The organism is Flavobacterium rhizosphaerae (assembly GCF_046000445.1).
Lineage (GTDB): Bacteria > Bacteroidota > Bacteroidia > Flavobacteriales > Flavobacteriaceae > Flavobacterium > Flavobacterium rhizosphaerae.
On sequence record NZ_JBELPZ010000001.1, the window covers coordinates 515,067 to 528,716 of the forward strand.

Annotated in this window: 7 protein-coding genes; 2 read left to right on the top strand and 5 right to left on the bottom strand. The window is 38.0% G+C overall.

Going from position 1 to position 13,650, the window contains the following annotated elements; all coding sequences use genetic code 11:
• The first annotated feature begins 454 nt into the window (after positions 1–454).
• Together ABS766_RS02250 and ABS766_RS02255 are read left to right on the top strand one after the other, a co-directional pair.
• A complete protein-coding gene (locus tag ABS766_RS02250; protein ID WP_408083463.1) occupies positions 455–4,759 on the top strand; it encodes a T9SS sorting signal type C domain-containing protein in 4,305 nt (1,434 codons plus the stop codon).
• A gap of 664 nt (positions 4,760–5,423) precedes the next feature.
• On the top strand, positions 5,424–9,179 hold the full coding sequence (locus ABS766_RS02255) for an immunoglobulin domain-containing protein (protein ID WP_408083464.1): 3,756 nt from the start codon (positions 5,424–5,426) through the stop codon (positions 9,177–9,179).
• 295 nt (positions 9,180–9,474) lie between these two features.
• On the opposite strand, the gene ABS766_RS02260 is transcribed toward ABS766_RS02255, so the two are convergent.
• The 5 genes from ABS766_RS02260 to ABS766_RS02280 all read right to left on the bottom strand — a co-directional run bounded on the left by ABS766_RS02260 (position 9,475) and on the right by ABS766_RS02280 (position 13,647).
• Positions 9,475–10,632: a beta-ketoacyl synthase N-terminal-like domain-containing protein gene (locus tag ABS766_RS02260; RefSeq protein ID WP_408083465.1), complete on the bottom strand. Its 1,158-nt coding sequence runs from the start codon at positions 10,630–10,632 to the stop codon at positions 9,475–9,477.
• Positions 10,633–10,674: 42 nt separating this feature from the next.
• Positions 10,675–11,280, bottom strand: a complete 606-nt coding sequence (locus ABS766_RS02265) for an SET domain-containing protein (protein WP_408083466.1) — start codon at positions 11,278–11,280, stop codon at positions 10,675–10,677.
• Positions 11,281–11,308: 28 nt separating this feature from the next.
• Positions 11,309–12,598, bottom strand: coding sequence for an adenosylmethionine--8-amino-7-oxononanoate transaminase (gene bioA, locus ABS766_RS02270; RefSeq protein ID WP_408083467.1), 1,290 nt, complete (start codon positions 12,596–12,598; stop codon positions 11,309–11,311).
• Positions 12,599–12,609: 11 nt separating this feature from the next.
• On the bottom strand, positions 12,610–13,233 hold the full coding sequence (bioD, locus tag ABS766_RS02275) for a dethiobiotin synthase (protein ID WP_408083469.1): 624 nt from the start codon (positions 13,231–13,233) through the stop codon (positions 12,610–12,612).
• Between the two features lie 180 nt (positions 13,234–13,413).
• On the bottom strand, positions 13,414–13,647 hold the full coding sequence (locus ABS766_RS02280; protein ID WP_408083470.1) for a putative signal transducing protein: 234 nt from the start codon (positions 13,645–13,647) through the stop codon (positions 13,414–13,416).
• Between the last annotated feature and the right edge of the window lie 3 nt (positions 13,648–13,650).

Below are 13,650 nucleotides of genomic sequence, written 5' to 3' on the forward strand. Positions count from 1 at the left end.
ACATTATTTTTTTAACGCTGTTCGTCTGATATAACTAACCGTTTATCGACACTCAAAAGACAGTAATCGAATAAATGTCAAAACCCTTTGCTTGGCGCCATACATTTGTAATGTAAATTATATGCATCCAAAAATTTAATTTACACAAGAGAAATTAAGTATAAACTAAAAATTATTAAAATGACAAAATCACATTCAACTATCTTTTTGCAGGTCGTATAGCTATTTTTAAAGTACACCTTTATGTTGTAAGGAAATTATTTTCCTTACCATGATCCAAACAACTGATATTATAGTTTAAGTCCCTATCTATCAGATGTAAATTAAAAATAAACTAAGATTTTAAAAGAATTAAAAATCGCATTAGTATTTAACAAAGTGTATCTACTTTTGCACCCGCATCCAAAAAATTAGTTAAGCCCCCTTAACTATCTAAAATTTAAATTTTACTAAAATGAAAAAACTACTATTATTATTAGTGGCAATGCCTTTTATTGCCCTATCTCAAACAGCTTTGGTACAATGGGACGGAAGTTCATTTTCACCAACCTATAATGCAACAAACATTTCCGGTGGAGATATTACAAAAAGTGGTATTAATTCGTCTTCATGGGAATATTGGGGATGGAATTATGGATGGTTCCGGTTTGAAAACCTTCCTTCAAGCTCAATCTTAAACGCAGATAAATACATACAATTTACAGCCACAAACAACAGTACAACTACCTACAACTTAAATTCATTTGAATTTTACTATAATGCATGGTGGGATGGAAAAGGATGTAATAAGTATCAAGTAAGGTATTCTAAAGATGGTTTTTCTACTTATGAAATACTGATTGCTGAAACAAATACTCCTAACAGTGCACAAACTAATCATTCTGATAATTTATTAGCCACAGGTACTTTTTCAAATGTTTCTTTAGCCCCCTCAGAAACAGTAACTATCCGTATTTTTGCTTATGATTGTTCTAATGGCGGTTGGTCTCCATGGAGAATTAAAGGCGCAGAGGGCAGTGTACCTGGCCCGGTTTTAAAAGCATCTGTTCCTGTAACCGCGCTAACTGCTAACGCTGATGCTGCAACTACAAATCCAAATACTCCTGTAACCATAAATGTACTTTCTAACGACGTTAAAGCCAACACTGTTACAACATTAACAACTACAACACCTTCTCACGGTAGTGTTACTGTAAATACAGACAAAACTATTACTTACAACCCTTTTAACGGTTATGTAGGCTCTGATAGCTTTAATTACACAATAAACAATACTACAGACCCTGCTTCTACTGCAACGGTAAACATTACTGTGCAAGCTACCGCACCATCAGGCGCCCTAAACGGAACATATTATGTAGGTACAAGCGGTAACTTTACAACCTTAACATCTGCGGTTAACTATTTAAACGCAAATGGTGTTTCAGGCCCTGTAACCTTTTTACTTACTAATGCTACCTACAGTACTACAACAGGAGAAACATTTCCTTTGGTTATCAACAGCAACAACACCCTTACTGCAATTAATAATGTAACATTTAAGCCTGCACCGGGTAACAATGCAATAATAAGCGGCAGCAACAGCAGCCCTTTAGCAACTGTTATTAAACTTAACGGTGCCGATTATATTACGTTTGATGGAAGCAATACTACTGGTGGAACTACAAGAAACTTAACTTTTTACAACGAGGATGTTACTAATTATGCAGACCGTTCTATAATATGGGTTGCATCTAATGGTACAGATGGCGCTACACATATCACTGTTAAAAACAGTACTTTAAAAATGATCAGTAAAAATGAGAGTTATGCATATTGTGTAGGTATATTTTCTGCTAACAACACCGTATCAAACAACGCATGGAGTAACGATGCTGCTACTGCTAATAACAGCAACCTTACGGTAACAAACAACAAGTTTACAAACGTAAAACAAGGTGTATATGTAAATGGAGGTAACACTGTTACCACAAATGTAGAAATAACTAAAAACGACCTTGGTGCAGAAAACAACCTGGAAACAATTGTGCAGCCAACGCGTTTAAATAACGTATCTGTTTTTACTTACTCAGAAAACTTAATCTACAACCTTTACAGAGATAATACCGGAGGAAATTTAGTTGCCTCAGGTGTATATGTATCTGGTAATTCTACAAATGGTACTATTACTAAAAATAACATAAAAGATTTAACCAAAACAGCTGATAACGGTTCTTACTTTGCCGGTATCGTATTAGAGTCTTCTGCTACAGATACACAAATACTTGTTGCCAACAACTTTATCAACAGGGTAGTAGGTACTACAAGTGGCGGTGCAATATACGGCGGACACGGTATGATAGTTGTATCGGGTGGTGGCTACAAAATTTTCAACAACACTATATACCTTAAAGATAATCCTGAAGGCCAGTTTAACCCCGGCAGCGGATATTCATCAGCCTTGTACATTAACAATGCAGTTTCTAACCTAGATGTTAAAAACAACATACTTATAAATAATGAAACTAATACTAATGTAAGAAGGACAGCTATAACCATACATAAAAACGTTAACACTTTAGGCACTGTATTCCCTAACGGTTTAGATTATAATATTTACTACTCTGCCGGAAGGTTTGGTTATATAACCAACCAGTGGGGAGAGGGAGATGTTAGCTCTCCCGGAAATGAAAACCCTGATTATGTACAGGATTTTGAAATATGGAAAGGCATTACAGCTACTGATGCACATTCATTAGATGTATTACCAGAATTTATATCTGCCAGCGACCTACATGTAAACCCTTATGCAAATACAATAGCCCAGTACAACAACAAAGGTACAAATGCTTATATAACAACTGTACCAAAAGATATCGACGGACAGCTACGTAGTACTACAACCCCAGATATAGGCGCTGATGAATTTGGTAGTGTTACAATGCCAGAGCCAGGAAGCAATGATGGCGTATATTGTGATGTTTCTACCACATGGAACGGTACCAGCTGGAGCAACGGTAATCCTCTTGAAATGTCTGAAGCAGATGCTTTATCTACCGATGTTATTTTTACAGGAAACTATACCCAGAATGGCGGAACGTTTAATGCATGTTCAATATTTGTTGAAGGTAATGCTAATGTAGATTTTACTAACGCTGCTAACGCTACTGTTAAACACAATGTAAATGTTGCTGATGGCGCTAGCCTTACTTTTGAAAGCGATACTACCCTTTTACAACTTGAAAACGACCAGAATACTGGTATTGTTACAGTAAAACGTTACGGCTCAAAACTTAAACGTCTTGACTACACCATATGGTCGGCACCGGTACACGATTACAGGGGAAGCTCTTCTGTAGCAGGACAGGATTTCCAGTCGCTACACGATTTCTCTCCACTAACACAAACATCTCCTGTAGCACGCTTTTATGTATACAATACCTTTGAAGAAATCTATGACTCTGTAGACCCATTTACTACAAAATTTGAAAAAGGTAAAGGTTACCTTATACGTATGCCTAATAAACTTTATGCTACAGGTGGAGGAATACCTATAACTAATGATTACCTTCAATATAACGCTGGCAACATAAGGTTTAGTTTTCTTGCTTCGTTTGAAGGTACACCTAACAATGGCGATGTAAGGATACCTGTTGATTATCAGGATCAGACTTACAGGTACAATATGATTGGTAACCCTTACCCATCTCCATTGAGCGTAAAAGAATTCATCAATGAAAATATAGATGTTATTGAAGGTACAATATGGTTGTGGAGAAAAACAAACAATGGCGATGAAACCAGCTACTCTACTGTAACTAAAATGGCTTATGTTGCTAACATGGCACTTGGTGGAGGTAACCCACTGGGTGATGGAAATGATGGAAATGATCTGATAGCTGATCCATTTATACTTGACCTGGATGGCGATGGAGTACTTGACCCAATAATTAATACCGCACAAGGCTTTATTGTAGCTGCAAAAACAACTGATGATGTTGTGTTTAAAAACAGTATGAGGGTAAAACATAATTATAATAACTTTTTCAAAACAGGTAATTTTGAGCAAACCCCTGCTGCTGTAGAACAAACCATTAGCCGCTATTGGTTAAATGTAAAAAGCAGTAACAATAAATTTGGCCAAATGGCGGTAGGTTACAGCGCCGAAACCTCTAAAGGTTATGATAACGGCTATGATGGTAAAATGATTGCTTCGGGGTCTATTAACCTGTATTCAACCCTAAATATAAATGATGAAGTTACTAAACTTACAATTGAAGCCCGTGGCGCATTTGAAGTAACAGACAGAGTGTCATTAGGTTTTAAAACAACAGTAGCCGGGCAATATGAATTAAGCCTTGATCACTTTGATGGTGTATTTAGTGCTGGCCAGGACATATATGTGGTAGACAACCTTACAGGAACTACACACAACCTTAAAACAGGGGCTTATGTATTCACTACCGATGAAGGTACTTTTGATAACCGTTTTGAAATTGTTTATACCGGCGAATCTGCATTAGGCACTGATGTTCCTGTTATCAACAACAGCGAAGTGATAGCATACCGCAATGGCAACCAGATAAATATTACTGCCCCTAAAAATATTTCTTCGGTAACAGTATATGATATGCTAGGAAGACAATTATACAGCAGTAACAACAATATAGCAGCAACTGAATTTAATACTTCAGACATAACCACTGCCCAACAGGTAGTAATAGTACGTATAACACTTGAAAACCAACAAGTTGTTTCAAAGAAAATTATAATGAATTAATCGTTATAATTGTTTAGTAATTTTAGTTGGATCAGGGCCCCGCGCCCTATAAGCCGGGGCCTGTTTTCAAAAATTTAAATATAATTCCCCCAAAAATACAATTAGCCACCAACTGCTATAAAGAAATTGCTTCGGTTCACCGTTGTAATATTTTAGTAATTTTTTAGTTGGATGCATACCCCATCTTAATGTATTTTAAGGTGGGGTTTTGCATTTATCTTACACCAAAACATAAAATAGATTTAGCAAGAAAAAGGCTTCAATAAATAAATGCTAAATACCTATTAATATGAGAATTAAAGCATTAAAAAACATGTTTTTATAAAACCTTAACATAAACACCAAAATTAGCATTTTCTCAAATAAATTTGGAGTATTATTCTTACGTATTGATTGTAATTTTAAAATAAGCCACTATAATATCTATACATAATGAAAGAAAAATATGTAAAAAACTCATGTTTATGTACTAAATATTTAATTCAATATTTAAAATATAAATAATATTTAAATATTCAATAATTAACATTAATCATTGATTATCAACAAATAAATTATATACATTTGTTGAGCCCGTAAGAGCATACGTATAAATATATTTATTTTACGAATATATCCATATAATGTTCTTGCCCCAAAAAAAACAAAATTTAATTTATTTATTATGCTAAAAATTACTATTGGCAAACAGTGGTGCTTACTACTGTTCGCAATGTTCCTGGCTACAGCTTCCTACGCCCAGGCACCAACTATTTCAAGTTTCAGCCCTACCAAAGTTACTTACCGCACAAGTGTAAGTATACAAGGTTCTAATTTTACGTCTGCAATGGCGTCAAATTTATCTAATGTTAAATTCAATGGTGTTAATGCCGTTGAAATTACTTATGTTTCATCAAGCCAGATTAAGGCAGTTGTGCCGCAAAATGCTGGTTCAGGCACTATTAAAGTTACAACAACAGGAGGAACAGTTACTTCTGCAAGTACTTTTACCTTTATTGCAGCAGAGGCTACACCTCAGGTTGCAAAAGTTACGCAAATTATTACTGACTGGAACGGTTACTGGAATTCATCTACAACAAGTAGCAATGCGGCCAACCAGCCCGACCTGGATCATAACCTTTGCGCTTTTAAATATAACAACACATTATATAGTACAGGTAACGAGAGCCAGATAACAAGTGTGCTTCAAAATAATGGCGCTGGTCCTTATACCGTTGGTAACTTTAGGGCTCTACCTATTAATAACCTGGAAGGCAGTATAGCAGCCAATGCTTCTAACCCTACCCTACTGGTTATGGCAAGCAAAATTGATGGTAGCGCTACATCAACTGTATTATCATCAAATATAGCAGGCCGTACAATACGCGATGTGTTGATTGATGGCTTCAGGGGCCTTGATATAGGTACAGGTGTAACCAATGTACCATCATCTGCAGTGATGCTGTTTCAGGCAACAAATATAGTTGCAGACGGGATTGATGACAACATACCAGATATTTTAGTTACACAGATTGCCACCCCAAGTAGCTCTTATGATGTTTATTCGTTTGTAGATGCAAATGGAAACATTGTAGGTAACCCTGTACAGGTACAATTTACCTCTTCTATACCATCTGTAGGAACATATAAATCTGATTTCTTCAGTTTAACAAATACATCGCTTAACACAGCTACTCCTACACAAGCAACTTATATTGGAGATACTACGCGTGAGTTAAAACTTGTAGCCTATAAATTATCAGACTTTGGTATTAACCCAAGTAATAAAGACCAGGCAGTTTACTTTAAAGTAATGCCAAGTGGTACCAGTGATATGGCATTTATGGCTTATAACCGTAATACATTCCAAATACCTTCTCCCGAAATTGTAAGCCAGACTTCTTCTCAGGTAGTTTGTCCGGGTGGTACGGCTACTTTTACCGTAAATGTAGCGTCGCCAGGAACTGAAACTGTATATCAGTGGAGGAAAAATGGTGTAAATGTTACTAACAGCAGTACTATATCAGGCGCTAACTCTGCTACACTTACTATCAGCCCTGTTGCATTATCTGATGCAGGTACTTATACATGCCTTATAACAAACCCATCTGGTGCAACAATATCAGAACCTATATATTTTAATGCTACAGTACAAGCAGTAACTACTGAGATAAATGCTTGTTTTGCTGATCAAATAGCACCAACAATAGAAGTTACCGGAAGTGGATTAAACCTTCATTATCAGTGGTATAGCAACAACAGTAACTCTAATACAGGAGGTACTGCAATAAGTGGTGCAACATCATCAACATATACCCCTTCACAATTTACAGTTGGTACTAAATATTATTATGCAGAAGTATATAATACAGGTTTCACCTGTACAACTACCAAGTCTGCCCCTATAAAAGTTACTGTAGACCCGGCTGTATCGGCTGGCACTATATCTAGCGATCAGTCAATCTGTGCTGGTAATACAGTAAACTTAACTATTACAGGATATTCAGGAAATATACATTGGCAAACATCACCTAACGGTGTAAACAACTGGGCAGATGTTACTGAAGGTTTTGGCAGCACTACTGCAACATATACTACTCAGCCCCTAACAACAACATCATATTACAGAGCATTTGTTATCTCTCAAAATGGTGGATGTTCTGAGGCATCAGATGTTAGCACTGTAGTTGTTAATGAAAGTACAACATGGATTGGAGCAATCAGTACTGACTGGAACACCGGTGGAAACTGGTCTTGCGGTAACATACCAACTACATATAATGATGTTATAATACCAGTTGCACCGCAAAATCAACCTGTTATTTCAGGCACAGCAAGTGGAAAAAGCGTTACATTAGAAAACGGTGCTTCATTACTTGTTAAAACCGGAGGTACTTTACATGTTGTTAATGCTATAAATTCTGGCAGCTCAAGCTCATTCGAAATAGAAAATAACGGCGCACTTGTACAGGATAATAACGTTGCTAATACAGGCCAGATAACTATGCACAAAAAAGCAAATCCGCTTTTCAGGCTTGATTATACTTTTTGGTCTTCACCAGTAACAGGACAAAACCTTCAGGCTTTTTCACCGCTAACACTATCTAACCGTTTTTACACTTATGGTATAGAAAATGGTGAAGATGCCTACATACAAGTAGCTGATCCGGCTTCTGAAAGCTTTCAGCCTGGTGTAGGTTACCTTATCCGCATGCCTAACAAACTTTATGCTACAGCAGGAGGAGTTCCTATTACTAATGACTTCCTTGCTTATAACGCCGGAACATATCAGCTTGCTTTTGACGGTGTATTTACCGGAGTACCTAATAATGGAGATGTTACAGTACAGGCTTCTACAACAGATATGCGCAGTAATGGTGTAGGTAACCCTTACCCATCACCAATAAGCCTTGTAGACTTTTATTTAGAGAACTCTAATGTACTGCGTGATAATACCGGTGTATATTTCTGGAGAAAGAAAAATGATGGTTCAATAACATCATACGCTACACTTACTCTTATGGGCTTTGTAGCTAATGGAGGAGCACCAGATACTGGTGGCGCACCAACACCAGGTTACCAGTACGGCGGACAGAATCAGGCTGGTTATTATACAGGAAATGTTTCTAACTGGGTAATTGCACCAGGACAAGGATTTTATGTAAAAACTTCTACATCGCCTTCTACAACCGATATTGTATTTAAAAACAGTATGAGAAGAGCTACACCAGGTGCAAACCAAGGTTTCTTTAGAGATGGTAACTTTAATACTATATCACGCCTTTGGCTTAACATAACCGATACCCAAAACGGATTTAACCAAATTATAGTAGGTTATAAAGATGATGCTACACTGGGTATGGATTATGGTTATGACGGAAGCAGGATGTCTACTAGTACTAACGTAAGCTTATATTCACTTGCTGAAGGTAACGAATTGACAATACAGGCTCGTCCTGCATTTGAAAATACCGATGTGGTGCCTGTAGGTTATGTTGCTAATAATGCAGGTAACTTTACCTTAGCCATAGACCATACAGATGGTATTTTTGAAGATGGCCAGGATATTTATATTAAAGATAACCTGCTAGGCGTTACACATGACATTAAAGCCGAAGCGTATACTTTTACAAGTGAAGCCGGAACTTTTGATAACAGGTTTGAAATAGTATATATGGCAGGAAACAGCCTTGGTACTGATACACCTTTTGATGCTAACACTGTAATTGTTTACAAACAGGATGGAAACATCAATATAAATGCCGGACAAGCTGTAATGACCAGTGTAAACATTTACGATATACACGGCAGGGTTATATACACTGCTAACAATGTAAATGACACCCATACCGTATTAAGCGGTTTAAGGTCTCAGGAACAAATGATTATTGTTGAGATAAACAGCGATAAAGGTAAAGTAAGCAAAAAACTTATTTTCTAATATTGGCCCCTAAGTTTTGATAGGCAGGTTGTAAATAAACAGCCTGCTTATTAAAACCTTTTATACCGAATTATTTAAATTTTAACTTAAACAATTTGGATATAGAAAAATAAATTTACCAGCATTTTTTTTAATAAAACCGTGAGATAATAAATTATATTTGTACAAATAATGTTCTGAAAATCTCACAGAATATTTAAAAAGTAAATGCTAAAACATTATGGGAGACTTACCCATATATTTTAGTAATTTTTAGTTGGATGCAGGAGTCCCGGCAGTTGCCGGGATTCTTTTTTTATATAGCTTTAGTAACTAAAATACTAACGGCATTACCACCAAAGCCAACGGCATTTACAAGTATTTTTTTAAGGGAACTGTGTTGCTGCTGCGGATAAAATGGAGACTGTATAAACTCATTATGCTGTAACATCAGCAAGGCAAACTCCAGGCTCAACAAACCCGAAGCCCCAAAAGTATGCCCCGTTATCCATTTATTGGTAGTGAGTAATGGTTTATGGGCACCAAATACATTTTTTATAGCCGCAAATTCAGAAGTATCACCCTTTATAGTGCCGGGAGCATGCATGACCACTGCATCAACCTCAGACAGGTTTATATCTTTAAGCGCCATTTCCATAGATTTTTGAAGACATATAGCCTCTTCAGAAATAGAAACGCTGTGTTTAAGTATTTCGGTAGCATAACCATAACCTTCAATATATGCTATAGCGTTTGCTACCCTTCCGGGTTTTAAAAGCGCCATACTGGCACCCTCGCCCAATACCATAGTGTTTTCTGTTTTCTCAAAGTCAAGTGCCCGGCAATAAAAAGGATTTTTCTGCCTCGAATAAATTTTCATGGCCTGCATTTGCGCAATAGTAAAGTGTGTAAGCGGCGCTTCGCTCCCCCCTACCAAAAAGGCATCCGCCATACCGGCATTAAGCCAGGCAATGCCGTTTAATACAGCATGCATAGCCGTAGAACAGGTAATAGAATGAGAAATATCCGGCCCGGAAGTTTTTAAATCCTGCGCCACCCATGATGATATGTTGCCCAGCGTGGTGGCAGGAGAGGCCTGCACTCCTGTTTTACCGGTTTTTAAAAAATCTGCAAAATAACCCTCAAACAAACCTGTCGCGCCGCGTGATGAGCCAATGTTGACACCAAAGGTGTTGCCTGCCTGTACCCCTGCTGCTTGTAATGTATTACGCGCGGCTAAAATAGCATACAGCACAGAATTATCTAAATTTTTATAATGTATGGCCGATTGTCTTAATGCTTCTACCTCATCTGTCAGGTAGTGTGGTAATGCAGCTATAGGAACTTCATTACCGCCAAGACTCACGGTTTTAATGCAAGATGCTTTGGTTTTGTACGTTTGCCATACTTTTTGGGGAGTACTGCCCAAGGGAGAAAAAGAACCCAATGTTATTATTGAAACCGGTGTAGCCACAAAAAATTTATTTCTGCAAAAGTACGGTATAACAAAAAACCGCTAAAATAAGCGGTCAATTATTTTTTGGTCATAATAACAGGTGAGTATAGACCTGAGTTGCTCCTGCCCAGCAATAACACGGCTAAAACCTTCCCAATGCAGTGCGGGTATAAACTTTTTAAGAGGTTGGTGCACGCTGCCTATGTCAAATAAATTATCCAGCACAGCTTTATCCCACTGCTCATGATAGCGTAGTATATCATCAGGATATACCACTTTTCTTTCATACCCCTCATCTTCTGCCTCAAAAGGTTCAGATACGTTCAGGTAACCGTAATCATCGGTTATCTGTTCGCCGGGATAAATATCACGTATGGCAATCTCAAAGTCATAAGCAGTAGTTACACAGTTGGAATTAAAGCTGTGGTTAACATATTTTGCTATATCCCAGCACAACACCTTTTCTCCCCTGCCATTTGTAAAGCAGTAGGTTTCAATATAATCAAGCATTAGGGGATTTAACTTTTGAATTGCTTCTGCCGAATAAATGGTATCCAGGTCATCCTGAACCCATGTAATAGTTCCTTTCGGAATAAAATTTTTGGCTACAACGCCATAGCCCACTCTATCACTAATAAAGCGGACCTCAGTTTCAGGGTGCATCATAAAAAACAATGTAAAGTTTAAGCTAAATTTACACTATTTCCTGTATTGCTTTTATAACAGTTTCATAAATTTTATCTAATAATACATCACTTATAATGTAAGGCGGCAACACATAAATAACGTTACCCACAGGCCTGATTATTAACCCGTTATTTATAAAAAAATCATATAACCTGTTGCGGTAACTACCGTAGTAGCTTTCGTTGCTTTCGCGCCTTACTTCAAGCGCCAGTATTATACCTGTAACCCTAACGGTTTTTACCTGTGGGTGAGTACTGAGCCTCTCCTTAAAAGTCAGGTGATTTTTATTTATACGTATCAGGTTTTGCTGCATTTCATCACTCAGCAGCAGGTCCAGCCCTGCCAATGCTGCCGCACAACCGGTTGGGTTTGCTGTAAACGTATGCCCATGAAAAAGAGCTTTATTTACATCATCATTATAAAAACCGTCAAACACTTGTTGGGTAAAAGTAGTAATAGCCATAGGTATCGTTCCACCTGTAAGCGCCTTGCTAAGGCACATCACATCCGGTTGTTGTGTGAGATAATCACAGGCAAAGTTCTTTCCTGTTTTACCAAAGCCCGTCATTACTTCATCTGCAATAGTAAACACGCCATACTGTTTACATATTTTTAATAACGCATCAAGCGGACCGGGTTCATACATAACCATGCCCGCGGCACCCTGCACCAAGGGCTCAAAAATAAAAGCGGCATATTCTCCTGTGGCTGCCAGATAGTTCAAACTGTCTATGCTTTCCTGCTCTTTCCCTGCAACAGGTACAGGAATACGGGCTACCTCAATAAGCGAACCCTTAAATGCTTCGGTAAAAAAGGAAATACCGCTGGCCGCCATAGCCGCAAATGTATCGCCATGAAAACCGTTTTCAAACGCTATTATTTTAGTGCGTTTGTGCCCTTTGTTATAATAATACTGTAAGGCCGCTTTAAGCGCCACCTCAACAGCTGTAGACCCATTATCGCTGAAAAAAAACTTGTTTTGATTATCGGGCAATATACCTTTTAAACGTGCGGCAAGCTGCTGTGCAGGGTTATGGGTAAATCCACCAAAAAGCACATGCTCCAGTGTAGTAAGCTGCTTATAAATAGCATCGGCAATATATTTATTACTATGCCCGTAAGGGTTAACCCACCACGAGGCTATGGCGTCTATATATTCTTTTCCGTTTTCATCCCATAACAGGGCACCCTCGCCCCTTACAATTTTTACGGGCATCGGCGCTGTTTTATGTTGGGTATAGGGGTGCCACAACATTTGCTCCGCTTCCTGCGGTGTTATAGTGTATACATCTTCCATTGGTAATATTTTTACTCTAATGCTAAAAGCTCTTTTCTAAAAGCAGCTGCATAATAGCTAATAACGTTTTTATCAAAATAAGGCTCCTCATCTATGCGCCCAATACATGCAATACCGGTTTTTTGCAGTATAATATCCTCTGTCGGCTTATTTTCACGTCCATTGAATATAATACCCGCGACCGGAATATTACGGTTCACCAGCGCCTCAATAGTAAGCAGGGTGTGGTTAATACTACCCAGATAGTGGCGTGATACCACAATTACTTTATAGTCCGGCTTTATCAGGTCAGCAATGGTGGCATCGCTGTTAACAGGTACATATAGCCCGCCCGCCCCTTCAATAACGAGATGCTCATTGTTGATTTCCGGTTCTGTTATAACATCAGGGTTTATAACAATCCCATCAAGAGCTGCTGCAAGATGCGGGCTTGCCGGAGTTTTTAACGCATAACTGTTGGGGTGCAATATAGTTTTTGTATTACTCACATAACGCTTAACCTTATGAGTATCAGAATCATCAAGATCACCTGCCTGTATCGGTTTCCAGTAATCTGCCTCAAGGGCCTCAGTAACAATAGCCGCCACAATGGTTTTGCCTACATCGGTACCAATGCCGGTAATAAATAGTTTCATTTTATTTCAAATTCATGCCTGCAGTTATCGCAGTGGTACTTATATTTTATAAAGATGGGAAGTGAAGTAAAAAGTATTGTACCCAGTAAAAATCCCCAAAAACCCTTTTTATCCCTTATTGTACTCATCATCTCAACTTTTGTGCTGCCACAATTAGGGCAAACAACACTTTTTCCTTCGTTAGTAAGGGGCGTAACGGCTTATTTCAGAGAGTATTTCCTTTGCTTTTTCAACGTTTTCTGTCCGCACAAACAGTTTTACGCCGCCAATGGCATTGCTCACTAAAGGATCCACATCAATAGTATAGTTATCAGCCATAAATACCTCTATGCCTTCGGCCTCAAGCCTGCCTTTTATCACTATGGCTTCTGAAGAATACTGATAAGCTGCTACCTTTTGAAATGCATTTTCCATAAA

Bases quoted from the DNA above. Each gene is read 5' to 3' on its own strand.
- ABS766_RS02250 (WP_408083463.1), top strand. From the start codon at position 455: ATGAAAAAACTACTATTATTATTAGTGGCAATGCCTTTTATTGCCCTA.
- ABS766_RS02255 (WP_408083464.1), top strand. From the start codon at position 5,424: ATGCTAAAAATTACTATTGGCAAACAGTGGTGCTTACTACTGTTCGCA.
- ABS766_RS02265 (WP_408083466.1), bottom strand. From the start codon at position 11,280: ATGATGCACCCTGAAACTGAGGTCCGCTTTATTAGTGATAGAGTGGGC.
- bioA (WP_408083467.1), bottom strand. From the start codon at position 12,598: ATGGAAGATGTATACACTATAACACCGCAGGAAGCGGAGCAAATGTTG.
- bioD (WP_408083469.1), bottom strand. From the start codon at position 13,233: ATGAAACTATTTATTACCGGCATTGGTACCGATGTAGGCAAAACCATT.
- ABS766_RS02280 (WP_408083470.1), bottom strand. From the start codon at position 13,647: ATGGAAAATGCATTTCAAAAGGTAGCAGCTTATCAGTATTCTTCAGAA.